Annotated in this window: 19 protein-coding genes; 9 read left to right on the forward strand and 10 right to left on the reverse strand. The window is 71.3% G+C overall.

The window, feature by feature from the left end:
- Positions 1-181: 181 nt before the first annotated feature.
- Positions 182-2,845: a DUF4062 domain-containing protein gene (locus J3P30_RS11625; protein ID WP_210481175.1), complete on the reverse strand. Its 2,664-nt coding sequence runs from the start codon at positions 2,843-2,845 to the stop codon at positions 182-184.
- A gap of 187 nt (positions 2,846-3,032) precedes the next feature.
- Positions 3,033-3,230 (reverse strand): hypothetical protein, encoded by a 198-nt coding sequence (locus tag J3P30_RS11630; RefSeq protein ID WP_210481176.1) that lies wholly within the window; start codon positions 3,228-3,230, stop codon positions 3,033-3,035.
- Between the two features lie 374 nt (positions 3,231-3,604).
- On the opposite strand from J3P30_RS11630, the gene J3P30_RS11635 reads away from it, so the two are divergent.
- Both J3P30_RS11635 and J3P30_RS11640 read left to right on the forward strand, forming a co-directional pair.
- Positions 3,605-4,648, forward strand: coding sequence for a hypothetical protein (locus J3P30_RS11635; RefSeq protein ID WP_210481177.1), 1,044 nt, complete (start codon positions 3,605-3,607; stop codon positions 4,646-4,648).
- A complete protein-coding gene (locus J3P30_RS11640; RefSeq protein ID WP_307807485.1) occupies positions 4,645-6,231 on the forward strand; it encodes a CoF synthetase in 1,587 nt (528 codons plus the stop codon). Before J3P30_RS11635 ends, J3P30_RS11640 begins: the two co-directional genes overlap by 4 nt.
- A gap of 9 nt (positions 6,232-6,240) precedes the next feature.
- Here the strand turns inward: J3P30_RS11640 and J3P30_RS11645 are convergent, their stop codons facing one another.
- A complete protein-coding gene (locus J3P30_RS11645; RefSeq protein ID WP_210481178.1) occupies positions 6,241-6,645 on the reverse strand; it encodes a hypothetical protein in 405 nt (134 codons plus the stop codon).
- 154 nt (positions 6,646-6,799) lie between these two features.
- On the reverse strand, positions 6,800-7,639 hold the full coding sequence (locus J3P30_RS11650; protein WP_210481179.1) for an SDR family oxidoreductase: 840 nt from the start codon (positions 7,637-7,639) through the stop codon (positions 6,800-6,802).
- A gap of 170 nt (positions 7,640-7,809) precedes the next feature.
- Here J3P30_RS11650 and J3P30_RS11655 point away from each other — a divergent pair, with 170 nt between their 5' ends.
- Positions 7,810-9,378, forward strand: coding sequence for an APC family permease (locus J3P30_RS11655; protein WP_210481180.1), 1,569 nt, complete (start codon positions 7,810-7,812; stop codon positions 9,376-9,378).
- A gap of 32 nt (positions 9,379-9,410) precedes the next feature.
- On the opposite strand, the gene J3P30_RS11660 is transcribed toward J3P30_RS11655, so the two are convergent.
- Both J3P30_RS11660 and J3P30_RS11665 read right to left on the reverse strand, forming a co-directional pair.
- Positions 9,411-10,136: an alpha/beta fold hydrolase gene (locus J3P30_RS11660; protein WP_210481181.1), complete on the reverse strand. Its 726-nt coding sequence runs from the start codon at positions 10,134-10,136 to the stop codon at positions 9,411-9,413.
- A gap of 71 nt (positions 10,137-10,207) precedes the next feature.
- Entirely contained in the window at positions 10,208-12,364 is a 2,157-nt protein-coding gene (locus tag J3P30_RS11665; protein WP_210481182.1) for a N,N-dimethylformamidase beta subunit family domain-containing protein, read from the reverse strand.
- Positions 12,365-12,549: 185 nt separating this feature from the next.
- Here J3P30_RS11665 and J3P30_RS11670 point away from each other — a divergent pair, with 185 nt between their 5' ends.
- On the forward strand, positions 12,550-13,341 hold the full coding sequence (locus tag J3P30_RS11670) for a ZIP family metal transporter (RefSeq protein WP_210481183.1): 792 nt from the start codon (positions 12,550-12,552) through the stop codon (positions 13,339-13,341).
- Positions 13,342-13,374: 33 nt separating this feature from the next.
- Positions 13,375-14,085 (forward strand): Pr6Pr family membrane protein, encoded by a 711-nt coding sequence (locus J3P30_RS11675; protein ID WP_210481184.1) that lies wholly within the window; start codon positions 13,375-13,377, stop codon positions 14,083-14,085.
- 16 nt (positions 14,086-14,101) lie between these two features.
- Here the strand turns inward: J3P30_RS11675 and J3P30_RS11680 are convergent, their stop codons facing one another.
- Together J3P30_RS11680 and J3P30_RS11685 are read right to left on the reverse strand one after the other, a co-directional pair.
- Complete coding sequence (locus J3P30_RS11680) at positions 14,102-16,744, reverse strand: DUF4062 domain-containing protein (protein WP_210481185.1); 2,643 nt, start codon at positions 16,742-16,744, stop codon at positions 14,102-14,104.
- A gap of 90 nt (positions 16,745-16,834) precedes the next feature.
- Complete coding sequence (locus J3P30_RS11685; protein WP_246853313.1) at positions 16,835-19,417, reverse strand: non-ribosomal peptide synthetase; 2,583 nt, start codon at positions 19,415-19,417, stop codon at positions 16,835-16,837.
- Positions 19,418-19,531: 114 nt separating this feature from the next.
- On the opposite strand from J3P30_RS11685, the gene J3P30_RS11690 reads away from it, so the two are divergent.
- The 4 genes from J3P30_RS11690 (at position 19,532) to J3P30_RS11705 (ending at position 24,056) form a co-directional block, all read left to right on the forward strand.
- Positions 19,532-20,554: an iron ABC transporter substrate-binding protein gene (locus J3P30_RS11690; RefSeq protein ID WP_210481187.1), complete on the forward strand. Its 1,023-nt coding sequence runs from the start codon at positions 19,532-19,534 to the stop codon at positions 20,552-20,554.
- Positions 20,555-20,557: 3 nt separating this feature from the next.
- Positions 20,558-22,108: an iron ABC transporter permease gene (locus J3P30_RS11695; protein ID WP_210481188.1), complete on the forward strand. Its 1,551-nt coding sequence runs from the start codon at positions 20,558-20,560 to the stop codon at positions 22,106-22,108.
- Positions 22,105-23,124: an ABC transporter ATP-binding protein gene (locus tag J3P30_RS11700; RefSeq protein WP_210481189.1), complete on the forward strand. Its 1,020-nt coding sequence runs from the start codon at positions 22,105-22,107 to the stop codon at positions 23,122-23,124. The genes J3P30_RS11695 and J3P30_RS11700 overlap by 4 nt, the downstream gene beginning before the upstream one ends.
- 116 nt (positions 23,125-23,240) lie before the next feature.
- Entirely contained in the window at positions 23,241-24,056 is an 816-nt protein-coding gene (locus tag J3P30_RS11705) for a DUF4190 domain-containing protein (RefSeq protein ID WP_210481190.1), read from the forward strand.
- A gap of 151 nt (positions 24,057-24,207) precedes the next feature.
- Here J3P30_RS11705 and J3P30_RS11710 read toward each other — a convergent pair whose 3' ends face one another.
- Complete coding sequence (locus J3P30_RS11710; protein ID WP_210481191.1) at positions 24,208-24,696, reverse strand: glutathione peroxidase; 489 nt, start codon at positions 24,694-24,696, stop codon at positions 24,208-24,210.
- Between the two features lie 178 nt (positions 24,697-24,874).
- A complete protein-coding gene (locus J3P30_RS11715; protein ID WP_210481192.1) occupies positions 24,875-26,980 on the reverse strand; it encodes a hypothetical protein in 2,106 nt (701 codons plus the stop codon).
- Positions 26,981-26,984 lie beyond the last annotated feature (4 nt).

Genomic DNA, 26,984 nt, shown 5'->3' on the forward strand with positions numbered 1-26,984 from the left:
CTCCTTCCGACGGCTCCGATGCTGTCAGGGGGAACCGGCGACATGGAGGCGCGGACTCAACCTGCAATCGTTTCGCAACCGACGGTTCACGGAACCCGTGTGGACCTCGTCGGCCTCGCGCTCCGACGGGGTCCGACGCGCTCCCCGGTCCCCAGGACGGGCCCTGAAGGAAGCGGGCTGGCTAGGACGCCGGGGTGCTCCGGGAGGCGATCGCAGCGAGACTCACTTCCTTGGCGAGGGTGATCGCGGCGCTCCGATTCAGTCGGCGTCCGCGCTCCACCGCGCGATCGAACTCACCTGCGGCCGGGCTGCTGCGTATCCGCTCGACCGTGCCGAGCACTGTCTCGTCGTTGACGTTCAGAAGCCCGAGACGGTCCCTGATCGCCCTGACGGCGCCGTAGAGGAGGCCGGCCTTCTCGACGTCGCCGAGTGCCGCGGCGACCCCTACGAAGCATTCGAGCCCGTACGCGACTCCCTGCTCGTGGCCGAGGCGGATCGAGAGGTCGAGCTGCCGCTCCATCAGCGGCGCGGCCTCCGGGACCCGTCCTGCCAGCAGACGCGCCCAGCCGAGATGGTTGAGGGGAAAGGTGATGAAGAAGTCGTCCTGGAACTGCTCGGATCGACGAAGCAGTTCTTCGAACATCTCCGATGCGTAACCGATGTCGCCTTGCGCGAGAGCGATTCGCCCGAGCGGCAGGAGAAGGCCGAAATCGCTGACCCAGGGATCACCAGGGATCGGCCGGCCCTCTTCGGAAAGCAGATTCGACGCTCGGCGGATGATCTCCTTGCCGTGTTCGGCCTGGGTGGGGTTGGAGACCGCGTGTGCGAAGCCCTGGAGCGCGAGCACCCGCGACTGTCGGGTCGCATCGCCGGAAGATGCCAGCAACTGGACGCTCTCATCCAGGTCCCGGATGATCCCATCGGCCGCACCCAGCATGGTGCCGAGGAATGCCCGCAGCCACAGGGCGTCAGCTCGCGCCCGCGGTGAAACCGAATCACCTGCCGCGATGATCTCGTCCAACCAGCTGCGAGCCTCTCCCAGAAGTCCTGCGATCCACCAGTACAGGTAGAGGAGGGTGGCGACGTCACTTGCCAGGTCCCACTCGTGTCGGGCGAGGAGATGCCGCACAGCGGCCCTGAGGTTGTCCCGCTCGTTGGACAGGGTTTCGATGGCTCTCCGCTGTGTGGGCCCGGTGAGCAAGGGTGCGGTCGTGAGCGCCCACCGAGCGTAGTAGTGAGAATGCAGGTCGCGGACTTGCGCAGCATCGCCCTGTGCTTCGAGTTGCTCGGTCGCGTACTCCCGAACGGTGGCGAGGATCTGGAAGTAGGAACCACCGGCGAGATCCTGCTGGCGCACGAGACTCGCATCCACGAGAGCTTCCAGAAGCGTCAGCACGTCCGTGCCCGGTGCTGCCACCGCTTCGGCAGCTTCCAGCGAGAATCGTCCGGCGAAGACACCGAGCCGCCAGAGCATGTCCCGTTCGCCGTCGCTCAGCAGTCGAGTGCTCCATGCGATCGTGTCTCGCACGGCTCTCTGCCGAGCCGGTGCGTCGCGTTGCCCTCCCATGAGGACGGGCAGCTGATGTTGCAGTCGGTCCAGGAGGCTTGGAGGAGCGAGCAAGCGAGCGCGGGCGGCGGCGAGTTCGATTGCGAGAGGCACACCCTCGAGCCTGGTGACGATCTGTTCGACCGCCTCGACGTTCTCCTCGGTGAGCTCCAGGTCGGGCTTCACCGATCGGGCGCGCTCGATGAACAGCTCCACACTCGGAGCGAGCGGCTCGTTCGAGCCCGATGGCCTGGATTCCGGTGTCGGCAGTTCGAGTGGATCCACCGTGTAGCTGTGCTCTCCGGCGATCCGCAACAGCGCTCGGCTCGTTGCGAGGACCTTGAGGTCGGGGGCGGCATTGAGGAGCGTCGACACGATCGGTGCGGCGTCGACGACCTGCTCGAAGTTGTCGAGCACGAGGAGCATCTGCCGCCGGCTGAGCGACAGGAGGAGCTTCTGTTCCAGGGGAGCGTCGCCGGTGTCCGGCACTCCGAGCGCTTGCGCGATCGCCCCCGCCACTTGTGCCGGGTCGTCGATCGGAGCGAGTGGAACGAAGGCGATCTCCGCCGCTTCACGATGCAAGGCGCGAGCCGTCTCGATCGCGAGCCGCGTCTTGCCGATCCCGCCCGGCCCGGTGAGAGTGATGAGCCGGATGTCGGGCCGCTGCAGCAGCTCGACGAGGTGCTGGACGTCGTGTTCGCGGCCGAACAGCCGCGTCAGCGGCGCCGGGAGCCTCTGCCGCTCGGGCGACTCGGATCGGACCTCGTCGGCTGCTGGGGTGGACGCGGCACCCGGGTGCGAACGGCTGTCGTCGAACCGCTCAGCGAGGAGCACCGCGAGATCCGCGATCAGGAGTCGCGTGAGCTCCGTCGAGTCGCCGAACGGCTTGTACGAGGCGGTGTCGTCGGTGCGGATGCGGTCGAGCAGCCTGACCAGGCCCTCTTCGCGCGCCTCCGCGCTCTGCTTGACATAGATCAGCTTCGGCATGTCCGCCGGGACCAGGTTGTACTCGTCCTCCAGTCCGGACACTGCCTCGCCCGGCGCGACCCAGCCGTACTTCTGCCAGTAGATGCCCACGAAGATGTCGCTCTGTTCCAGGTACGCGCGGTACAGGGAACGCGGCGGATGCGGGCGGGCACCGAGCTCGAACATCACGGGAGCCGCTGAGATGCGCTCCACAGCGCGTCGCGCCGCCTTCCGCTCAGCAGCGAGCTCGCTGAGCGTGGAGCTCACGAAGACTCGCAGGCGCTGGTCAGGGGTGCGGATTCGGGCCCGGCGATCCGCCTTCGCCTCGCTCATGGCAGTGCCTGGCACGGATCCCGGCGGGTACCGGGTCCGCAGCACCGCGGGACGAGCATCAGTGCTGTCCTGCCCACCAGGCGGACGCTACGGAGCGGCGCGCGCATCCTGCAGGGCCGGAGGTCCCGATCTCGACGCAGCGCTGCTTCGTCAGCCACGAGGGCCGACCGCGGTCGGACGGGAGGCGTCAGTCCTCCGGGATGTTCCAGACCGTCGGATGCAGCGCCGAGTCCGAGGGCTCCTGCTCCAAGCCGTAGCTGTGCAGCTTGCCCTCGAACTTGTGCAGGTCGACCCGATCCGGGAGCTCCTCCAGGGCCCGGTCGGCGTCCTCATCACGCCCCAACTCACGGAGCCGCTCGACGATCTCCTCCTTGTGGACCTTCATGTCGGCCTCCCTCGTATCGCGCACCATCAACGCTCGGCAGTCGGACGGATGGCAGAGCCGATGGTCCTTCCGCTGGCGGCGGCGACGGGCGCCTCGCATCCCCCGAAGACGGGCTCACGGACAGCGGAGCCGGTGCGCGACGCTCAGAGAGCTAAACGAAGCGCTCAGGAGACGACGCCGGTCCGATAGCGTCGCGCCGTTCCCTCAGACAGGAGCAGAATGCGCGACCGCACCGCCACACGTCCGCCCGCGGGCCCGAGCCGCCGCCCGGAGGACGACGGAGTCCGCTCTGTCGGCATGGCGCCCACCGCCGGCACCGCGCGAGCGGCCGCCTCGACTCACCCGCACCGACGATGAGCGCCCCCGAGCGAGCGATGCCCTTCGTAGTCCACACCGACACCTCGCCCTGGTCCCGCATCGTCGAGGACGCCCGCCACTACCCGTCGCCCCACAACTCGCAGCCCATCAAGCTGCGCCTCCTCGACGAGCGCACCGCCGAGATCTACTACGACCTCGACCTCGGGCTCCCTGCCGAGTCCTTCGGCATCCCCTTCGGCCACGTCTGCGCCGGCGTGTTCCTCGAGGGTCTGCACACCGTCGCCGCGGGCCTCGGATACTCCGTCACCGAGCGGCTCGATGCCGGCGACCTCGACTTCGGCAGCGAGAAGCGCCTGCACTCCCTCGGCATCGTGACCCTCACGCCGCAGCCGGTGACGGAGGAAGCCCGGGAGCGGCACCGTCTCTTCCTGAAGCGCCGCACCTCCCGGCGGCCCTACGACCGCACCCTGGTCCCCGACGAGGTGCTCCGCTCTGCGAGCGCCGTCGCCGCGCAGGGCGGCCAGGTCTTCCGCACGACCGCCGACGCGGGCGTGGTCCGGGAGCTGATCCGCATCAACCAGTCGACGCTCTTCTCCGACCTGCAGAACGACGCGGTGTACGGCGAGATCATGACCTGGCTGCGGTTCAGCCGGGGCGAGGCGCGGAAGCGCGGCGACGGGCTGAGCGCCGAGGCGATGCTCATGCCGGGTCGCGTGCTCAAGTTCGCGATGGGACACCGCGAGCTGTGGCAGGCGCCCGTCATCGGGGCGGCGCTCCGGGGGATCTACCTGAACACGATGCGCGGGGTGCGGCAGCTGGGGTGGCTCGAGGGGCCGTTCGCCGGTCCGGCCGACTACATCGAGGCGGGACGGACCTTTCTCCGGCTCTGGCTGGACCTCACCGCGAACGGCGTGTACCTGCATCCCTTCGGCACCGTGATCACGAACCCCGCGTCGCACCGGGCTTTCGCGCATGCGGTGTCGGCGCAGGAGGGCGATGGCCGGATGGCGTGGATGCTCTTCCGCTTCGGCTACAGCAAGCGTCCTCCCGTCGCCCACCGCCGTCCGGCCGCCGCCATGCTGATCGGAGCGCCGAGGTGAGGCGGGCGCTGCTCTTCGCCTTCATGCGGATCGTCGACGCCGTCGTCAAGCCGCTCACCTACAGCGTCCACACGCACAAGCTGCTGCTGGCTCCCGGTATCGAGCCGTGGCGATGGGCGCTCGGGCGCCTGCGGGGCTGGCACACGTTCGAGCTCGCGGCCCGGCAGGTGCCCGCCTATCGCGCCTTCCTCGCCGAGCGGGGCTTCCCCCGGCGGCTCCGGTTCCGCGGCTCGCTGGCCGCGGCCTTCGCGACCATCCCCGAGATGGACAAGGACTCGTACATCAAGCGCTGGAGCATCCCGGAGCGCAGCTTCGGCGGCCGGTTGCCCCGCCGCGGAGTGGTGGTCGACGAGTCGTCCGGCAGCTCGGGCGTGCCGACGAGCTGGGTGCGCGCTCGCCCTGAGCGGCTCGCGACCCGTCGGCTGCTCCAGGTGGGCTTCGCGCGCACGGCGAGCACCCTCACCAAGCAGCCGTTCGTGCTCAACGCGTTCTCTCTCGGCGCGTGGGCCACCGGGATGAACGTCACGTCCTCGCTGACCGAGGCGACGATGATCAAGTCGATCGGGCCGGACAGGAACAAGATCATCGCGACGATGAAGGAGTTCGGGACCGGCTACACCTACATCATCCTGAGCTACCCGCCCTTCCTGAAGGCGCTGTTCGACGATGACCGGCTCGACTGGTCGCAGTACGACATCGTCGCGGCGTTCGGCGGCGAGGGCATCAGCGAGAACATGCGGAGCCACATCCTCCGCTACGCCCACAGCGCGTACGGGTCCTACGGCGCGAGCGACCTCGAGATCAACCTGGCGATCGAGACCGACTTCACGGTCGCGCTGCGCAGGGCCATCGCGGAGGACCCGGAGCTCGCCGCCCGCGTCAGCAAGCTGGGGGAGTACGGAGTGCTCCCGATGGTGTTCCAGTTCAACCCGTTCGACTACCTCATCGAGACGAACGGGGCCGGCGAGCTCGTCATCACCATCGTCCGCGAGCAGAACATCAACCCGCGCATCCGCTACAACATCCACGATCGCGGCCACGTGATGCGGGTGCGCGACGTGATGCCGATCCTGCGCCGGCTGGGCCACCAGGCGGTGATCGACCAGAAGTTCCTCGACCTGCCCCTCCTGTTCCACTACGGTCGCTCGGACCTCTCGGTGGACTACAACGGCGCGGTGGTCGCGCCGGACGCCCTGCGCGACGTGATCTACGGGGACCCCACGCTCGTCGAGGCCGTCGAGAACCACCGGCTCATCAGCTTCGAGGACGAGCGCGGCGACCGGCAGCTGCACATCGCGCTGCAGCTCACGGAGGCCGCGACGGCGCGGGGGATGCTCGACGAGGAGCGGTTCCGCCGTCTCGTCGTGGCCGAGCTGCGGCGGAGGAACGGCGACTTCCACAACGCAGTGCTCACGGCGCCCGAGGGGACGCTGCCGACGGTCGCCTTCTACGGCTACCGCACCGGACCGTTCGTCCGGGACGGCGCGAAGCTCAAGAACGAGTACGTCTGGCAGCTCGGCGCCGGCGAGACGGCGCGCTGGAACCTCGACCTGACGCACGTGGCGCCCCGGCGGAACGACTAGCGCGGCGGCTCAGTCGCTCCGCGTGAGACCGAGCACCGCCATCGCGGCGGCGAGCAGGATCGCGACGGCGTGCAGGACGGTGCGGTCGTCCGGGCGCCGGAAGGAGTCCCGGACGTTCCTCTCGAGGAGGTACCCGGCGAGGTAGAACAGTCCCAGCGCGCCCACCGCCCGTGGCACCCAGGGACGCGCCCTGCCGAACAGGGAGAGGATTCCGGCGAGGTGGGCCGCGAGCATCGGCCACGGGGCGGCCATCCCCGAGCCGAAGACCCACATGTCCTTCACGACGTCGTCCGGCTTCCGCCGGAGGAAGGGCAGCTCGGCGGGGATGCGGTCGCGGATGCCGCGACGGGCGCCGGTCAGGTGCACGGCCAGTTGCGCGGCTGAGATCACCGCGAGCGGGTTCACCATGGTCATGCGCGCTGAGGCGCCTGGTCGACCGCGTCTGCGGTCCGGATCCGGCGGGATGGCCGGCACGGCGGTGGCCGGAGAAGGCTGCGCTGAAGTCTCACTCCGCGGACGCTAGGCCCGGTCCCTCGGGCGTGGCAGGGCCTGAGGTCCTGCTGGGTCGTCACCACTCGCCGAACATGCGGCGACCCCACGAGACGACCTGGCGGGGATAGGACGCGGGGAGGAGCCGGACGAGCCGGTCCACGGAGTGCGCCTGGGCGATCAGCACCCGCGGCTTCTTCCGCTCCACGGCGCGCAGGATGATCCTCGCCGCGTCCTCCGGGGAGGTCCTGAACAGTCTCCGCTCGTAGACCTCGACCCGCTTGAGGTGCTCCGCTGGGATGGCGGCGCTCCCCGGTCCGTACGCCGACCGGGTGATGTTGGTGCGAACGCCGCCGGGATGGACGACCGTGACGGCGACGGGGAGCCGGGCGGCCAGCATCTCGGTCCGCAGCGCCTCCGTGAAGCCGCGGACGGCGAACTTCGAGGTGATGTACGGCGCGAGGCGCGGCTGGGCCATGAAGCCGTTGAGGCTGGAGACGTTGACCACGTGCCCGTCGCCGGAAGCGATCAGGTGCGGCAGGAACTCCTTGGTGCCGTGCACGACGCCCCACAGGTTGACCGCGAGCACCCGCTCGAACGCCTCGTAGTCCGTCTCGGCGATCGTGAGGGCGCCCCCCGCGATCCCCGCGTTGTTGTACACCTGGTGCACGACGCCGAAGCGCTCCGCGACCTGCGCCGCGAACGCGGCCACCGCGTCCCGTTCGGAGACGTCGAGGGTCACGGGGAGGACCTCGGTGCCCCGTGACCGCAGCAGCTCCGCCGTGTCGTGCAGGCCGCGCTCGTCCCAGTCGGCGATCGCAAGCCGAGCGCCGCGCCCGGCGAGGCCCGATGCGAGGGCGCGACCGATGCCGGAGCCGGCGCCTGTCACCACCGCGACCTTCCTCGTGAAGCTGCTCACGGAGGCTCCTTTCCGCGCTCGCAGGGACTGACCCATCATCCGGCCTCCGCACCGCCATCGGTGGTCAGCACATCCGTCCGCGCTCCGTCAATGGGGCACCGGGATTCGGGCCCGCCGGGGTAGGAATTCGGGACGGCGCTCCCCGCGCCGGCTCCGACTCGAAGGCCAGGATGACCGACCTCACCCCACCACGGACCGACTCCTCCGCTCCCTCGCGGGAGAACGCCGGAGGGGAGGGGGACGCGAGGCTCCGGCGCGGAGTCGGCTCCTTCGGGTCGTTCGCGGCCGGCTTCTCGTTCGTCTCGATCCTCACGACGGTCTTCCAGCTCTTCGGTCTGGGATTCGGCTTCGGAGGGGCGGCGTTCTTCTGGACCTGGCCGCTCGTGTTCGCCGGGCAGCTCCTCGTCTCCCTGTGCTTCGCCGAGCTCGTGGCCCGCTATCCGATCTCCGGCGCGATCTTCCAGTGGTCCAGCCGCCTCGCCGGGACGGACTTCGGCTGGTTCACGGGCTGGGTCATGGTGATCGGGCAGATCCTCACGGTCGCGACCGCCGCGATCGCCCTGCAGACCGTGCTCCCGCACATCTGGCCCGGCTTCCAGATCGTGGGCGGCCCCGGCGCCTCCTCCGATCCCACGAGCGCCACAGGTGCCCAGAACGCGGTGCTGCTCGGCCTCGGCGTCCTCGTGATCACGACGGTGATCAACGCCGTCGGCGTCCGCCTGATGGCGATCTTCAACTCGGTCGGCGTGACCGTCGAGATCCTCGGCGTGATGGCCCTGATCGTCGTGCTGCTGCTCAACGCACAGCGTGGCCCGGAGATCGTGCTCACGAACACCGGCGCGGCGGAGGGGCCCTACCTGCCGCTCTGGCTCGCCTCCTCGCTCGTGGCGGCATACGTGCTCGTGGGACTCGACTCCGCCGGGGAGCTGTCCGAGGAGACCCGCAATCCGCGGCGGACGACGCCGCGGACGATCATCCGGGCGCTGATCGCGTCCGGACTCGGCGGTCTCCTGCTCATGCTCGCCGGGATCCTGGCGGCACCGAGCCTCACGAACGGGTCCCTCGCGCATGGAGGTCTCGCCTGGGTGCTCCTCAACGGCGTCGGCGGCCTCGGAGCCCAGGTCCTGCTGCTGACCGTGGCGATGGCGATCTTCGCCTGCACGCTCGCAGTGCAGGCCTCCGGCACCCGCATGCTCTTCTCCATGGCCCGTGAAGGCACCCTGCCGTTCTCGTCCGCGCTCAGCAGCGTCTCTCCGCGCACCGGAACCCCCGTGTGGTCGGTCGTCGTCGTCGGGGCGGGCGCCGCCATCACGCTCGCGGTGAACTGGAACCAGCAGGCCGTCTTCACCGCCCTCGCCTCGACGGCCGTCGCGATGCTGTACCTGGCCTACCTCGGTGTGACGCTGCCGCTGCTGCTGAAGCGGATGCGGCGGGGCGGTCTCGAGCGGGGCGTGGCGGAGGACGGCCGCCCCCTCTTCTCGCTGGGCCGTCTCGGGGTCCCGCTCACGCTCACCGCGGTGCTGTACCAGATCGGCATGGTGGTGAACCTGCTCTGGCCACGGGCCGAGATCTACGACCTCACCGGGGGCACGTGGTGGCTGCAGTGGAGCGCGCTGCTCTTCCTCGGCCTGATCCTCCTGGTCGGGAGCGGCATCCACTTCCGTACACGACTGCGGCGGCGCGGACCGATCGTGCTCGAGCCCGTCGAGACGTCCGCTCAGCCGGGCGAGATCGCGTGAGGAACCTGCGCCGCTGATCGGCACCCCGGGCGTCAGGCGGGCCGGTCCGCCCCGCGGAGCGCCTCCAGCACCACGTCCGCGACGGCTCCCGGCCGGTTGAACGGCACGAAGTGGTCGGTGTCGAGTTCCCGGACGTCGTCGAAGTGGTCGGCGATCCACCGCCGCTCCTGCTCGCCGACGAGCTCGTCGTCGCGGCCGAGCAGCACGGTGGACGGGATGCGGGTCCACGCCGTCGCGAGCACCGGATCGGTGTAGGAGCGGATGGACGCGGGCCGCCGAGGATGGGTCCGGATGTGCGCCTGCGCCTCGGGCGGGAGGGTCAGCCCCTTCTCCTCGTGCACCCACCACCGGTCGTCGAGGACGAACGTCCCGGCGACCCGATCGACCGTGATGACAGGCTCGGCGTCGAACACCTCCACGCCCCTCGTCTCGAACCGCACCGGGCTCGGCGCACCGCTCACGAACACCAGGCGTACGACGCTGTCCTGGCCGTCCGCGGCCACCCCGATGACCTCGCACCCGTACGACCAACCGGCCACGACGACCGGGGCCGGGAGCGCCGCGATCACGGACCGGACCTCGTCGACGTCCTCGAGCAGGCCGGCGCGGGCGGACCGATGGGAGGGCAGGTCGGGGACCTGGACGACGACCCCCTCGTCCTCCAATCGGCGGCGCGTCCACTGCCAGTCGCCGGGGTTGGACCAGGTGCCGTGCACCAGCACGGCTCCGCCGAGCGGCGGCAGGGACGGTCGGGCCATCCCCGGACGCTATGACGCGCGCGGAACGGCTGCCAAGAGGCGGAAGTCCGTCGCAGGGGCAGGGGTCTCCGTCAGACGCCGGCTCTCACGAGCACGTTGGTCATCAGGCCGCTCAGCACGGGATCGATGACGAGGCTCCCGCCCACCGTGATCGACCCGATCGTGAACATGAACCCGCCGCCGGGGTGGTCGTAGTAGGTCACGTCCGCTCCCGGCCCGATGCCGTCGGATTGGCCGGTCGCGATGATCACGAGGCCGTCCGGGAGGGCCGACATGGGCACCGCCCTGTCGTCGAGGAGGCAGTCCGTCGAGATGCCGATGCTGCCCGGCCCGGAAGCCGTGTCGACCTCCCACGCGCTGGCCTTGCCGTTGCCCCACCCGGTGTTGAACCCGGAGTCGCCGAAGACCAGGCCGTTGACGGCGCCCGTTCCCGCGAACAGGGGATGATCCGCGTCGAGCACCTCCAGCGGCGACCCGGGCACGCTGCACCGCTCGGTGGCGACGCCGAGGAGCGAGCGCTCCGGCCGTCCCCGTGTCCGGAACAGCGCGTCCTCGCGGGGACCGCCCTCGATGCCGTTGCGGAAGATCATGTGGGTCCGAGTGGCGTCGTACTCGCCGATCTCGAACACGCCGTTGCCGCCCAGGTAGACGGCGCTTCCGCCCGCGTCCAGGTAGGCCGCCAGGTTGTCGTACATCTGCTCGGTCCAGTACTCCGGATGCGTCCCGAAGATCAGGCACGGGTACTGGGCCGGGTCGCAGCCGTCGTTGTGGAAGTCGATGTCCGTGTAGACGTCGGGCCGGAACCCCTCGCTCTCGAGCCAGCCGAGGATCCACAGCTCTCCCCGCGTGAGGTGCGCGTCGCCGTTCGGTCCCGCCGCCGGCATGGGGCGCAGGAAGCTCGTGCGGGCGAGCCCGCTGTACTTCGACTGCCCGCCCCAGCCGTTGTAGGCGAGCCAGGTGTTGGCGTTGGCCAGCACGGCGATCCGGGACCGGTCGCCGGGCGCCGGCTTCACGACGAACGTGATCTGGCAGCTGCTTCCGGCGGAGTCGGTGCATGTGGCCGAGTAGATTCCCGGCGTCCAGTCGTCCGGGACCGTGAGGGCGAAGGTCTGGGTCCAGGCGCACCCCGTGCGGCCGGGGTCCGGAGGAACGGGTTGCCGAGTCGCGGTGAAGGACTGGGAGCCCGCGGGGAACCCGTCGACCGCGGCCGAGATCGAGACGTGGCGCTGGAACTCGGCGACCGAGGCGCCCTCGCCGGACATGTGGAAGGAGATGACCTCGCCCGGCGCCGCCGAGAGCGGCCAGCAGTAGCCCTCGATCGGGCGGAGGGAGGACTCGCCGACCCAGAGGCTGCCGTTCCCGGGGGAGTACCCGACGACGTCGTCCCATCGGTCGCCGGTGACGCTGCCGGTCGCGAACTGCCATGCGTCGCTCGAGTTGACGGTCGCCCAGGCCTCCGTGAAGGCCAGGTGGTTGACCTGGTTCTCGCCGACCCAGATGCCGCCGGTGGGAGCGTGGAAGGCCAGGAGATCGGCCTTGTCCCGGCCGGTGAAGTAGCCGGAGTCGATGTGCCAGCCGCCCGCGGGGCTCACCGACCCCCACTGGGAGAGCTCGAAGGAGGAGCCGTGGTTCTCGCCGACCCAGATCGACCCGTCGTCCAAGTTGTAGGCGACCGCGTCGGCGCGGCCGTTGCCGATGAAGTCGCCGGCGGTGACCTCCCAGCTGCCGGGAGGAAGCGTCGCCCAGGCGCCGGCGGAGAAGTCGAACCCGGATCCCGTGTTCCTGCCGACCCACAGGGTGCCGGTGTCGGCGTGGTGGGCGAGGAGGTCGGCCTTCGCGCCCGCCTTGAAGAACCCGGTGCTGATGCGCCAGCCGGCTGCGGGATCCAGCGTGGCCCACCTCTCGAAGGAGAACCGGGAGCCGGTGTTGTGACCGACCCAGACGGTGCCGTTCGCCGGGTTGTACCCGGCCACCCCCTCGAGTCCGTCGCCCGTGAAGTCGCCGATCGCGAACTGCCAGCCGCCCGCGGGGCTGACCGTCGCCCAGCTCCGGGTGAAGGCGAAGCGGCCGCCCTGGTTGGCTCCCACCCACAGGGTGCCGTTGCCGGGGAAGTACCCGAGCACGTCGTCGACAGTCCCGCCGAGGAAGCGCCCGCAGCCGATCACCCACCCCGCCGCCGGGGACACGGACTCGTCCCACTGGCTCAACCGGAACAGTCGCTCAGCCATGACGCCCCTTCCCCGTGCCGCCGCACTGGCCGAGGAGTCTCCCAGCGCAACGTCACCGCGACGTCACGACGCCGTCACCGCGGCGTCACGACGGCGTCACCGCTGCCGCCTTCTGCGCTCGAGGTGCACACGCGGCCCGCCCCACCCCCTCCCGCTCCCGCCCGGCGCGGCTCCATACTGACCGGATGGCGGCGTCGCTGCTGTTCGGTGTGGTCGCGTCCAGTGCGCTCGTCATCGGAGCGCTCATCGGCGTGCGATTCGAGCTGCCCAAGCGCCTTCTCGCGATCCTGCTCTCCTTCGCGGCGGGCGCGCTGATCACGGCGCTGACCTTCGAGCTGTTCGAGGACGCCTACGAGCACGGCGGGATCTGGCGCGCGGCCATCGGCCTCTTCGCCGGGGCGGTCGTGTTCACCGTGCTCAGCGCACTCCTGGACCGGTGGGCCCAGGCCGGCTCCCGTACCGCCCCCGCCGACGAGTACGAGGGGAGCGCGAAGCTCGACACGGACGCCGCTGCCGCCGAGCGGTCGCCCTCCGCGGCGTCGAAGCGCGGCGCTGCCGGCATGGCGCTGCTCGCCGCCGTCACCCTCGACGGCGTCCCCGAGAACGTGGCGCTCGGAGTCGCGCTCGGGGAGGGAACCGGAGGACTCGCGCTGCTCGCCGCGATCTTCGTCTCGAACCTGCCCGAGTCCCTGGTGGGTGCGGCGTCGATGCGCAGTCAGGGGAGGTCGGCCCTCGGCATCATCGGGCTCTGGGTGGCGTGCGGGGTGCTGCTCGCGGTCGCCGTGGTGATCGGAGCCGGGCCGCTGTCCGACACCGACCCGGAGGCGATCTCCCTGCCGCTGGCCTTCGCGGCGGGTGCGGTGATCGCCTCCCTCGCGGACACCCTGATGCCGGAGGCGTACGAGCACGGAGGACCGGCGGTCGCGCTGAGCACCGCCGCGGGCTTCGTGCTGTCGTTCGTGCTCTCGCTGGCGTGATCAGTCCGGGTGCGCAGCCGGGAGGATGACGGGATGAGCACGTCGGGCCGAGCCGATGCGGTTCTGCACCGCGATCCGCCGCGCGTGGCGACGGTCCTCTCGCACGACTCCCCGGTCGTCCGCATCCTCCGCGTGCTGTTCGGGATGATCGGGTTCTCGACGGTGATCATCAACATCTTCATCGTCGCGAACCTGCCCGAAGGGCTGCACCTGCCGAACTACCTCAGCTTCTTCACCAACGAGGTCAACCTGTTCGCGGGCGCCGTCCTCGTCCTCTCGGGTGCGCTGCCGCGGGACCGCCTCCCGCGCTGGTGGGACGGGCTGCGGGGCGCCGCGGCGGTCTACCTCTCGGTGACGTTCGTCGTGTTCGCGCTGCTCCTCGAGAACTCGCCGGCGGCGGGCACCATCACGCCCTGGGTGAACTTCGTCGTGCACCGGCTGATGCCGGTCGTCCTCGTGCTCGACTGGCTGCTGATCCCGGCGTCCTCCCCGGCGCGGTGGTGGCGGCCGCTGGCCTGGATCGCGTACCCGGTGCTGTTCGTCGTGTACTCGCTCCTGCGCGGCTCGGTGGTCGACTGGTACCCGTACCCGTTCCTGGACCCTCGGGGTCCGGAGGGCTACGCGAGCCTCATCGCGAGCGCCGGCGCGGTCTTCGTCGGGTCCCTGGCGGCGGCCCTCCTGTTCGACCAGCTCGGGCGCTTGAGGCGGCGCCTCGCCCCACGGGCGGCCCGCGAGGCGGTGTAGGAGCGGCGGCCCGTCCTCACGCCGCGGGCTGGTGTGCCTGCTCGCTCAGGACCTCGAGGGCGAGGGCGACGGCCGCCTCGGTCGACAGCCGGCACCCCCGATCCCGGTACTCCTCGAACCGCTCCGCCTGCTCTCCCGTCCGGACGTCGCGGCTGAGCAGCATCGCGCTGCCGTCCTCCTGGATGCTCCGCATGCCGATCCGCTCGCGGAGGGCCCCGGCCGCGCCCATCAGGAGGCCCGCACGCTCCACGTCGTGCACCGATCCGGCGACGCCCAGCCCGCCGGCCAGAGCCCAGGCGATGCCCTGCTGGTGCTCGGCTCGCGCGGCGACCTCGATGAGCCGCCGGAAGTGCCGGGCGCCGACCTCGACCGAGCCGTTCAGCAGGTTGGACCAGCCGAGGAACACCAGGGACACCGACAGCACGAGGTCGTCCTCGACCGCCACCGACAGGCGGAGCGCCTCCTCGAAGCGCTCGATCCCGCCCGGGATGTCGCCGCGCTCCAGAAACACCTCGCCCGCCGCGACCATCAGGAAGATCTCGCCCCATGGATTCCCCGCCGCCCGTGTCAGTGCGAGCCCTCGCTCGACGGCCGCGGATGCGCGCGCGAGGTCCGGCGTGGGGAGCATGCAGTATGCGAGGCCGACGAAGCTCAGGCTCAGCGCGGCGTCGAAGGGCTGTCCGGCCCTCTCGAAGAGGTCCGCGCTCTCCTCGAGGTCGGCGATGATCGCGGCCGTCGGCTCCTCCCAGAAGTAGCGGGTGTTCGGGAACGAGAGGGCGACCGCGCGTGCGCGATCCGGCACGGCGGTGCCGGCTTCGCGCACCTCGAGCGCCCAGCTCCGTGCCTCGCCCAGCATGCCGTCGATGATCCAGAACGGCCACACGGACTGGAGGACGGCGGCGGCGTCGTCCCAGCGGCCGCTGTCGAGCAGGTGGCGCTCGGCGACCCGCAGGTTGTCCCGCTCGTTCGCGAGGACCGTCGCTGTGTCGCGCTGACTTGGTCCGAAGAGGCGGGGCCCCACGGTCCCGGTCCAGCGGAGGTAGTGGTCGGCATGACGCCGCCGGACCTCGTCGAGCAGCCCGTGACGCTCCAGCTGCTCGACCGCGTACTCACGGATGGGAACGAGCAGCTGGAAGTAGGTGCGACCATCCCGGTCGAGCTGCCGCACGAGGCTCGCGTCGACGAGCGCCTCCAGCGGGGCGAGTGGGTCCGCCCCCGCGTCGGCGACGGCCTCGGCGGCCTCGAGGGAGAAGCGGCCCGCGAAGACGCCGAGGCGCGCGAGGAGGTCCCGTGCGTCCTCCTCCAGCAGACGCGTGCTCCACTCGATCGTGCTGCGGACCGCCTGCTGCCGCGGCGGGGCATCCCGCTGTCCTCCGACGAGGACGCTCAGCTGATGGTCCATCCGGGCGAGCAGCTCGGCGGGGGAGAGCAGCCGCATCCGTGCCGCCGCCAGCTCGATCGCGAGAGGGAGGCCGTCCGTCCGGGTGACGATGCCCTCGACGGCGCCTCGCGTCGCCGCGCTGAGCTCGAAGTCCGGCTTCACCGATCGGGCGCGCTCGAGGAAGAGCTCGACCGACGACGGAAGCTCGTCCGGCTCGCTCCCGTCCTGATCCGAGGCGGCCGGCAGCATGAGCGGGGCCACCTCGTAGCTGCGCTCGCCGGAGACCCGCAGGAGCGCACGACTGGTCACCAGCATCTTCACGCCCGGCGCCCCTTCGAGCAGCTCGGGCAGCAGCGGTGCGGCGGGGAGGATCTGCTCGAAGTTGTCGAGGACGAGGAGCATCCGCCGGTTCCGCAGGGCGGTGGTCATCCTCTCCTCGAGCGGTGCGTCGCTCCCGGCGAGGATCCCGAGCGCCTGCGCGATGGCGCTCGCCACCTGACCCGAGTCGGCGACGGGGGCGAGCGGGACGAACACCGCGCCGTCCGGGAACTCCGGCGCGACCCGCCGGGCCGTCTCGATCGCGAGCCGGGTCTTCCCGATCCCGCCCGGGCCCCGAAGGGTGACAAGCCGGGCGTCGGGGGAGCGGATCAGAGCCGCAAGCGCCTCCACGTCGCGGTCCCTGCCGACCAGCCGGGTGAGCGGCTCGGGCAGGGACGACCGGATCCCCGCCGGCGGCTCCTCGCGCTCCACGAGGTCCGGAGCATGGTGGGCGGTGGAGCTCCGGCTGTCGTCGAAGCGCTCCGCGAGCAGCACCGCCAGGTCGGCCACGAGGAGGCGGGCGAGCTCACGCGCGTCGCGGAAGTGCTTGTAGGAGGCGGTGCCGTCATCCCGGATCCGGTCCAGCAGCGCGGCCAGGGCCGGGTCCCGGCCGCCCTCGGTCTCCTTGACGTAGATGAGCTTCGGCATGGCGGCCGGCGCGAGGTCGTACTCGTCCTCGAGTCCGGACACGCTCTCGCCCGGCGCGACCCAGCCGTACTTCTGCCAGTAGATGCCGACGAAGACGTCGCTCTGCTCGAGGTAGGCCCGGTAGAGCGAGCGTGGGGGGTGAGGCCGCGCTCCGAGCTCGAACATGACGGGTGCGGCGGACAGGCGCTCGACCGCCTTGCGGGCGGCCTTCCGCTCGGACGCGAGCTCCTGCAGCGTCGAGCTCACGAACACGCGGAGGCGCTGATCCGGCGTCCGGATGCGCGGTCTCGCCGTCGTCTCGGGCGCGCTCATCCGCTGCGCCGGCGCCGCGCCGGGCCGCCGACGGGGCGCGCGCGGACCCCCTTCCCGGATGGTCGCGACGACGGGCCCACGCAGGGGAGGTTAGAGAACCTTCGGCGGCGAGGCCAGGGCCGCAGGTCCGGATCGATTTCGGGTCGGGATCACCCGGGCGAGCGCGGACCTCGCGAGGCGGTGGATGCGCCAGGCGGCGATGCCCGCGGCGAACGACGCGAGCGTCGCGAGGAGCGGCAGGTCGTCCTCGAGCCACGGGTAGACCTGCCAGTGCACCAGGTAGACGAACAGGGACGCGGCCGCGACGACCCGCACAGCGGGGACCAGCAGCCGCGGAAGCGGCACGGTGGGGACCCAGACGACGAGGAGCAGGCCCGTGAGGACCACGGCCTCCCGCCCGGGATCTCCGAAGAAGCCCGGCACCGAGACGCCGGCGAGGGCGGACGCGGCGAGGCGCGTGCGCCAGGTCGCCGACCGGGCGATCACCCAGCCGAGCGCGAGGAGCCACGCGACCGCGGGCAGCGAGTACCGCTCCACCGCTCCCGCCTCGACACCCGTCGTGGCGATGCGCAGCGCGAGCGTCGCGCCGAACGCGGTCACCGCCACCGCGAACGGCCTGCGGCGCTCGAGGCGATGCAGGGCCGGCACGGCCGCCGCCAGGGCGAGTCCCGCGATGGACCAGACCGCGACCTCCAGGAACCAGTACTGCCACTGCACGCTCCACCGGTCGCCGCCGCCCAGCAGGTCGTTCACGAGGAAGACCGTGCTCGGGCCGTACATGCCGGTGACCAGGGCGACGCCGCCGATCCAGAGGACCGCGGGGACGGCGATGTTCGCGCCGGTCCGCAGGAGCGCCCGCACCCGGGCGGAGCGGGGCGCATCGGTGAGCTGGAACCGGCCCAGGTTGAGCCCCAGCAGGGCGAGGAGGAGGTGCGCGCCGCCCTGGACGCCCAGGAGGTTCGCGTGGGTGGCGGTGACGAGCACGATCGCGGCCGCTCGGAGCACGAGCGACGTCTCCAGCCGGGCTGTCCACCGGCGCCGGCGTCGCTCCGGAGCGGGGGAGGGCCGGGTCCGTGCGGCGAGCTCGCGGACGGACATGGCAGGCCAGCCCTGCGGCAGCTCGCCCAGCAGCTCCTCGAGCCGGACCGACACCTCGACGTAGCTCAGCGAGTCTCCACCGAGACTCGTGAAGCTGTCGTCGAGGGTCGCCGACGGCAGCTCGAGCAGCTCCGCGTACAGCCGGCGCAGCGTCTCCGCCGTCACCTCGCCGCCGCTCGCCTGCGGATGCGCGGGGGCGGCCGCGAGCACCAGCTCGGCCAAGGCGGCCCAGTCGTGCTTGCCGCTCGCCGTGCGGGGGAACTCCGGGACGAGGCGTGCCTCGACGGCGTGGGGCGGCAGCCCCAGCCGGCGAGCCGCGGCCGCCTCGGCCGGCTGCACGAGCTCGGCGCTCCGCACGGCGAGCACGAGCCGCTCGTCGATCCCGAGCGCCAGTGCGTCGATGTCCTCCTCGGCGAGGAGGCGCTGCACCCGGTCGAGGTCGACCCGCAGACCGAACACCTTGACGAAGCGGCTGACGCGTCCGACGACCTCGAAGAGGCCGTCGTCGTGGCGGCGCGCGAGGTCGCCCGTGCGGAGGACCGCGGGTCCGGCTTCCGCCGCGAGGTCCGCGGGGCCCTCGGCGTACCCCATCATGACGTTCGGCCCCCGGTAGACGAGCTGGCCGACGCCGTCCTCGCCCGGGTCCTCGACTCGCAGGTCGCCGCCGGGGACGGGAACTCCGATCGTCCCCGCCCGAGCCTCGACGAGGGACGGGGGGAGGTACGCCATGCGCGCGGTGGCCTCGGTCTGCCCGTACATCACCACGAGCTCGAAGCCGCGCCGCCGCCCGAGCCGCGCGTACTCGCGCACCTGCTCGGGCTCCATGCGGCCGCCCGCCTGGGTGATGTACCGCAGGGTCGGGAGGCTGCGCTCCGCGAATGCGGCGGCGTCCAGCAGCTCGAACGTGTAGGGGACGCCCGCGAAGGAGGTGCAGCCGGCCGCCTCGAAGTCGTGCCAGAACTCGGGCTCGATGACCGAGCGGGTCGTGAGGCGGAGCCCTGCCCCCGCGAGGAGGTGGCTGTGGATCACGGACAGGCCGTAGCAGTAGGAGAACGGGAGGGTCGTGATTGCGCGGTCGGCGGGGGTGATGCCGAGGTACTCGGCGATGCTCGCGGCGTTGCTCGCCACGTTCCCCCTCGAGAGGCGCACGAGCTTGGGCGAGCCGGTGGAGCCCGAGGTGCTGAGCAGGAGGGCGAGGTCGGGGTGCAGCTCGTGCGCGCTGCCGTCCCGGCGGTGCTTCGGTGCCGGCACGCCCGCAACCTCCACGACGTCCGGGTCGTAGCGGTCGAGCACCTCCTTCGAGCCGCCCGCCGGCACGAGGAGGACGACGTGCCCCGCCGACAGGGCCGCCAGGTAGGTGACGAGAGGCTCGAGCGCGTTCTCCGCCTCGATCAGCACGAGCCGGCGCCCCTCGCCCAGCTCGCGCGCCCGGTCCTCGAGCCGGCGTCGCAGCTCCGCGTAGGTGAGGGCCTCGTCGTCGGTCACGACGGCGACGGCGTCGGGCGCTCCGCCCAGCAGATCGAGGCCGTGCTCGAGGTGCACGGTGGTGGCGGGCAGGCTCGCGCCCGTGGTCATCGTCACGCCGGCCTCCGCACTTCGGGATTCGGCGCATGAGCCTAGCCCAAGTAAGGTGAGCCTTACCTTCCCTGTCGGGCTGTCGTCCGGCGTCGCACCTTCCGAAAGTCCCTCATGCCCTCTCTCCGGCTTCCCGCCGGCGCTGCCGCGCTGGCCACCGTCCTGCTCGTCTCCGCCTGCGCGCCCGCGTCGGGCGGCGGGGACGACGACACCCTCTCGCTCTACTCGGGACGCGACGAGGAGCTCGTGCAGCCCCTCATCGACCGCTTCGAGGAGGAGAGCGGGATCCAGGTCGAGGTCCGGTACGGCAACACGGCCGAGATGGCCGCGCTCCTGCTCGAGGAGGGGGAGAACACCCCCGCCGACGTGTTCCTGTCGCAGGACGCCGGAGCCCTCGGAGCCCTGAGCGACGCGGGCCTGTTCGAGGTCCTGCCCTCGGAGCTCAGCGGCACCGTGCCCGCCGGCTTCACCTCCACCGACGGCACCTGGATCGGCATCACCGGCCGGGCGCGCGTCATCGCCTACGACGCCCAGACTCTCGCCGAGGACCAGGTCCCCGACAGCGTCGACGCATTCACGAGCCCCGACTGGGCCGGACGCTTCGGCATCGCGCCGGGGAACGCGAGCTTCCAGGCTTTCGTGACGGCCTACCGCGTGCTCCGCGGCGAGGAGGCCGCCGACGCCTGGGTCGCGGGGATCGCCGCCAACGAGCCGCAGATCTTCGACAACAACCGCGCGATCCTCTCCGCCGTCAACGACGGCGCCCTGGACGCGGGCCTGCTCAATCACTACTACTGGTTCGGCATGGCCGAGGAGGTCGGAGCGGACGGCATGCGCGCGCAGCTCAAGTTCCCCGCCGTCGGCGATCCGGGATCGATCGTGAACGTCACCGGCGCCGGGATGCTCGCGGGCGGCAGCGGTGACGACGATGCCCTCACCCTGCTCGAGTTCCTCGTCTCGGAGGAGGCCCAGGAGTACTTCGTGGACGAGGTGCACGAGTACCCGCTCGTGGAGGGTGTGGCCGCACCCGAGGGGCTTCCCGAGCTCCAGTCCCTCGTGAACCCCGACCTGGACCTCGCCGACCTCGCCACCCTGTCGGAGACGCAGGAGCTGCTCGCGAAGCACGGGCTCCTGTAGCCCGTGACGGTCGAGGCGCAGCGGACGGAGGCCGCCGGGCGGACCCGGCGGCCTCCGCTCGCGCTCGCCGCCGCGGGCGCAGGCGTCGCTGTGCTCGCCGTCATCCCGCTCGTCTACCTGGTCGTCCGCTCCCTCGAGGCGTTCGCCGCGATCCCGGAGACCCTGCTGCGGCCCCGGGTCGGCGAGCTCCTGGCCAACTCGGTCGTCCTGGCCCTGGCCGTCGGGGCGGCGTGCCTCGTGCTCGGAACCGCGTCGGGCTGGGTGCTGGCCCGCGTGCGCCTGCCCGTGCGCGCCGCGTGGCTCGTGCTCGCGGCGCTGCCGCTCGCCGTCCCCTCGTACCTCGCCGCGTACGGCTGGCTCGTGGCCGTGCCCCGCCTGTCCGGCTTCTGGCCGAGCTGGATGGTGCTGACGATGGCGTGCACGCCGTACGTGACCCTGCCGGTCGCGGCGGCCCTGCGCTCGTCGTCCGGGGAGCTCGAGTCGGTTGCGCGCAGCCTCGGACGGCATCCGCTGCAGGCGTTCCTGACGGTGACGTGGCCGCGCATCGCGCCGAGCGCGCTCGCCGGGGTGCTCATCGCCCTCCTCTACACGCTCTCCGACTTCGGGGCGGTGTCGATGCTCCGCTTCGAGACGCTCACGTGGGGGATCCACTCGGCGTACTCGTCCGCGTTCGACCGGAGCCAGGCCGCGCTGCTGTCGGTCGTGCTCGTCCTGCTGGCGTTCGCCGTGGTGGTCTCCGAGCGCCGCCTGCGACGCCGCGTCCCGGCGACGCCCTCGCGGTCGGTCCCGGCGTCCTTCCCGGTCCGTCCCTCCCTCGCGCCCCTGCTGTCCGCCCTCGCGATCGTCCCGCTGCTCGGCGTCGTGGTGCCGATGGCGGGACTCCTCGCCCGGCTCCTGCAGGCCGAGACCCTGCGCGAGATCGACCTCGGGCGGTTCGCGGCAGCGACCGCCTCGACCCTGGCCCTCGGGGCCGCCGCCGCGGCGCTCACCGTGCTGCTCGCCCTGCCCGTCGCCGCGCTCGCCGCCCGCTACCGCGGAGCGCTCGTGTCCGTGGTCGAGTCGCTCTCGTTCGTCGGGCAGGCGCTGCCCGGGATCGTGGTCGGGCTCTCGCTCGTCTTCTTCACGCTCGCGGTCGTCCCGGCGCTGTACCAGGGCGTCGCGGCCCTCGTCTTCGCGTACGCGGTGCTGTTCCTGCCGCGCGCGGTCGGGTCCGTCCGCTCCGGGCTCGCGCTCGTCCCGCCGCACCTGCTCGACGTGTCGCGCTCGCTGGGAGCGGGACGGATCGCGAGCTGGGCGCGTGTCACGGTCCCGCTCGCACTGCCGAGCGTCGGCGTCGCGGCCTGTCTCGTGGCGATCTCGGTCGCGAAGGAGCTGCCCGCGACGCTCCTGCTCCGTCCGACGGGCGTGTCCACGCTCGCCACCGAGCTGTGGGGGAGGACCGAGGTCGCCGAGTACGGGGCAGCGGCGCCCTACGCCGCCATGCTCGTCCTCGTCGCGGCGGTGCCCGCCGTGCTGCTGTCGGGAGTCGCCTCGACTCCGAGGGAGGAATCATGACCTGGGTCGACATCGACGGAGCCACCGTCTCGTACTCCCGCACGCCGGTCCTCGATGCCGTGGACCTGCAGGTCGCGCGCGGGGACCTGGTCGCGGTCCTGGGGCCGAGCGGCTGCGGCAAGACGACGATGCTGCGCGCCATCGCCGGTCACCTCCCGCTCCGCGCCGGGCGGATCGCCGTGGGGGACCGCATCCTCTCCGCTCCCGGGCACACCGTGCGGCCGGAGAAGCGGGGCGTCGGGTGGGTGCCGCAGGAGGGGTCCCTCTTCCCGCATCTCAGCGTCCGCGACAACATCGCGTACGGCCTCCGCTCGGGGCAGGGGCGGAAGGAGCGTGTCGAGGAGCTCGCCGAGCTCGTCGGACTGGGCGAGCTCCTCGACCGCGCACCGCATCAGCTCTCGGGCGGCCAGGGGCAGCGGGTCGCGCTCGCCCGCGCCCTCGCCCCGCGGCCGGACCTCCTGCTGCTCGACGAGCCGTTCGCGGCCCTCGACCGCAAGCTGCGGGCGGCGCTGCGCGTCGACGTCGCGGAGCTGCTCCGCACCCAGCGGACCACAGCGCTCCTCGTCACCCACGACCAGGAGGAGGCGCTGAGCCTCGCGGATCGCGTCGCGGTCGTCCGCGAGGGACGCGTGCTGCAGGTCGGCACGCCCCGTGAGGTCTACGAGAACCCGGTCGACAGGTGGACCGCGGACTTCATCGGGGAGACGATCGAGGTGCCCGGGACCCTGTCCGGGGGCCGGCTCGAGACGCCGCTCGGGGTGCTGCGGGCGGCGCACCGCATCGGCGACGGGCAGGTCCGCGTCGTGCTCCGGCCGGAGTGGATCCGCCTGTCCGGCGGGTCCGGCATCCCGGGTCGGGTGCGCTCGATCCAGTACGCCGGACACGATGCGCTGGTCGAGGTGAGCACCGAGAACGGGCTGCAGGTGACAGCTCGAACCGCGGCGCCGTTCTTCCCGGCGCCGGGCGACGACGTCACGGTGTCGGTGCATCGGAGCGCCCTCGTGTACCGCGACTGAGCGCACCGGCGCAGCCGCCGGGGCGTGAGGGTCGCCCTAGCAGAAGCGCCTGTCCCTCTGTCTGGGGGTTCGGTTCGGCCGTGGAGTGCGCTCCGCCTCTGCCAGACTCGCTCGCCATGACGGATACACAGCACCCCGCCCCCACCGAGCCCGCGTACGCCGCGCCTGCTCCGGCCGCTCCGGCACCCGTCGGGCGCACCAACGGCCTCGGCATCGCCGCCCTCGTCGTGGGCATCGTCGCCCTCGTCCTCGGCCTCATCCCGTTCGTCAGCTACTTCGGCGCGTTCCTCGCCTTCGTCGGCCTCGTCCTCGGCGTCATCGGCCTCGTCCTCAAGGGCCGGAAGAAGGGCATCGCGATCGCCGGGACGATCGTGTCCGGCATCGCCCTGATCCTCGCGATCGTGCTCTCGGTGGTCTACACGACGGCGATCGTGTCCTCGGTCAACAAGGCGATCGAGGAGGGCGCCCCCGGTGTCCAGGGGCCCGCGGTCGACGTGCCGGCCGACGAGGAGCCCGCGACGGACGGGGCCGCCGGCGAGCAGACCTCCGAGAACGTCCTCGTGCTCGGTCAGACCATGGTCTGGAACGACGGCATCGAGATGACCGTCAGCGCTCCGGTGGAGTTCACGCCGAGCGAGACCTCGTACGGCTACGAGCCGGGCCAGATCGCGGTCCTGTTCCAGGTGACCATCACGAACAACAGCGCCGAGCAGCTCGAGCCGCTCTCGTTCTCCCTCGTCTCCTCGGGCGGAGCGGACGCCGCGTACATCATCGACACCGCTCAGGGCATCGAGGGCGCTCCCGCGAACACGATCCTGCCGGGCGAGTCGATCACCTGGCAGGAGGCGTACGCCGTCCTCGACCCGGCCGACATCGCCTTCCAGAGCTCGCCAGGCCTCCTCTACGACGAGGCCATCTGGACCAGCCAGTAGCGACTGCAGCAACGGAAGGCCCCGGCCGGGATCGCGTCCCGGCCGGGGCCTTCGTCGTCGTCCGCCTCGTCGTCCGTGTGATCCGTCGATGTGCCACTTGGTGCGGTCAAACGGCCGGAATGCGCGCACCAGGTGGCATCTCGGCGGGAGGTCAGGACGCCGCGGGCAGGTGCTCCTCGATCAGCGACACGACCTCGGGAGCGTCCGGCTGCGTCGTCGGCCGGAAGCGGAAGATCCGGCCGTCAGGCGTGACGAGGAACTTCTCGAAGTTCCAGCTCACGTTGCCCGCCTTGCCGTCCGGGTCCGGCGTCTGCGTGAGGAGGGCGTAGAGCGGGTGCCTGCTCCGGCCGTTGACCTTCACCTTCCCGAACATCGGGAACGTCACGCCCCAGGTGGTCGAGCAGTACTCCTTGATCGCGTCCTCGGAGCCGAGCTCCTGCAGGAACTGGTTGCTGGGGAAGCCCAGCACCGTGAACCCGCGGTCCCCGTAGGTCCGCTGGAGCTCCTCGAGCTTCTCGTACTGCGGCGTGAGTCCGCACCGGGACGCGACGTTGACGATGAGCTTCACCTTGCCGGCGTAGGGGGCGAGCGTGGTCTCCTCGCCGTCGATCGTGAGGACAGGGATGTCGTGGAGTTCCATAGCGCTGCTCACCATCGCATCCCTTGCTGGGGGTTCGGGCTTCCCATCCCGGTCGAAGTGCCACGTGGTGCGCCCATTCCGCGGGTTTGACCGCACCGAGTGGCACTTCGAGGGGATCCGGGAACGGCAACGGCGGCGGGGACCGGGAGGCCCGCCGCCGCCGTCGCTGGGTGTGGAGCTACCGCCTGCCGCTGCCCGTGTTGGTCACGGTGAGGTTGTAGCCCGCGTCGAGGAACGTCAGGTCACCGGTCGGGAGGTTCGAGACCAGCGTCGCGAAGTCCCTGTTCTGCCCGTTCGCGCACTTCGTGTTGAAGCCGCTCTGGGAGATGGCGTCACCCTCGAGGCGGTACACGTAGTTGCCCGCCTCGTCGGTGATCTCGAACGGCGACTGCACGCCCGGGGTGAGGTCGCACGAGGCGACCACCTGCAGCGTCCAGTTGTTGTCCTGCGCACCGGTCGTCTCGAACCACGAGCCGTCCGCCGAGCTCAGGACCGCGTCCGCCCCGTTGACCCGGACGTCGTCCACGAACCAGCCGGTGTCGAGGTACGCCGCGTCGGTCGAGTAGCGGAAGCGGACGTCGGTCGCGCCCTCCGGCAGCTGGGCCGTGTAGTGGACGTACACCGGCTCGTCGACGAAGTACTCGCCGCCGGAGGTGCCGGTGATGCCGTTGCCCTCGGTGTTGTTGCCGTGCGGGTCGTCGTTCGTCGTAACCACGGCGCCCGAGTCGTCGACCACCGGGACCGTGACCCACTCGCCGTCGACGAGCGCCTCCACGAATCCGTAGTCCCAGCCCTCCTCGATGAAGTGCCAGGTCCAGAAGTCGAGCGAGGTGACCTCGCCGGTCACGTCGACGTCCAGGATGTTGTCCGCCTGGCTCTCGTAGCCCGCGTACCAGTGGGTCTCGCCGGTGTGCGGAGCGACGCTCGTGGTGTCCTCGCCGTCGAGCGCGATGGTCACGTTCGGGCCGGGGTTGCGGAAGCGCTCGACCTGAAGGCCGTAGGGCAGCGCGACCGGGGTCTGCGCGTTGTCGCGCTTCGCCCACTTGGACGCCGGCTGCGCGCCGCGGTTGCTGCCGCGGCCGTCCCAGAACTCGTCGTCCGCGATGTCGATCGTCCAGCTCGTGGAGGCCGGGTCGCCGAAGTCGACGGCCTTGATGTCGAAGCGCTCCGACTCCTCGTCGTCCAGGTAGACCGCGACGGCCCAGTCCTGGAACAGCACGTCGACGCTGCGGAGACCGGCACCGGTCTGGGCGTTGAACTCGTCGATCGCCGCCTGGACGCCCTCCATGCCGTCGGCCTGGTTCTCGAAGATCAGCTTGATCAGGAGGTCGCCACCCGCGCCGTCGTACTGGAGGTCGGGCGTGTACGTGCCGTCGCCGTTGCCGCCCGCCTGCTCCCACAGGTACTGGAAGAAGGTGTACGAGGCGCCGTAGTTCTCGAGGCCCCCGCCCCATCTCGTGAGGGACGTCTCCGCGTAGAACACCTGGTGGTAGGTCAGGTGCGAGCCGCCGACGTCGTAGCCGTTGAGGAAGACCGCGAAGTCCGCGAGGCCCTCGTCCACCCAGGAGAGCTCGCCCGGGTCGCTGTAGTTGTGCAGCAGGTGCTCGAGCTCGTGCGCGACGACGCCCTCGTAGAGGGTCGGCTGGTCGTTCTCCGGGTCGCCGTCGTTCCACGGGGAGTCGGCGGGCCCGACACGGTTCGCCCAGTCGAACGCGTCGATGACGATCACGTTCATGCCGGAGGAGTCGATGAACTCCGGAGCGAAGTACCCCGCGGTGTAGGTGGTCTCCTCGCAGTCGTAGTAGTTCGTGTCCTGCACGTTGTAGACGACCATCACGAGCGAGTCGCTCGCGGGCTCGTCCGGGTCGGCCGCATTCATGGGGCCGAAGTGCTCTTCGTCGACAGCGACGACCTGGCTGGCGAGCTCGTCGCCGAGGTAGTTGATCTGCGCCTGGGTCAGGGTGTACTCGGCCGCCTGGTGCGTGGAGCACGGCACGAACTCGTCGCCCGGCGTCGGGTCGAATGCCGGGTCCAGACTCGGCACACCGGACGGCGCGGTGCCGTCGAGCGGGGTGCCGACCGGGACGTAGACGTACACCGGGGTGCCGTCGGGGGTCGCCCCGGCGTAGGCCCTCGTGAAGTCCTGGTCGTACGTTCCGCCCGCCTCGCTGTCGTTGAGGGGAAGAGTCAGCGTCGGCTCTCCGGGAACGTTCTCATGATCGTCAGCACTCGCCGGAGCGGCAGCGACGACGGTGAGCGCCAGGGCCGTGGCGCTCGCGAGCACCGTT

This window comes from Naasia sp. SYSU D00948, assembly GCF_017916515.1.
GTDB lineage: Bacteria > Actinomycetota > Actinomycetes > Actinomycetales > Microbacteriaceae > Naasia.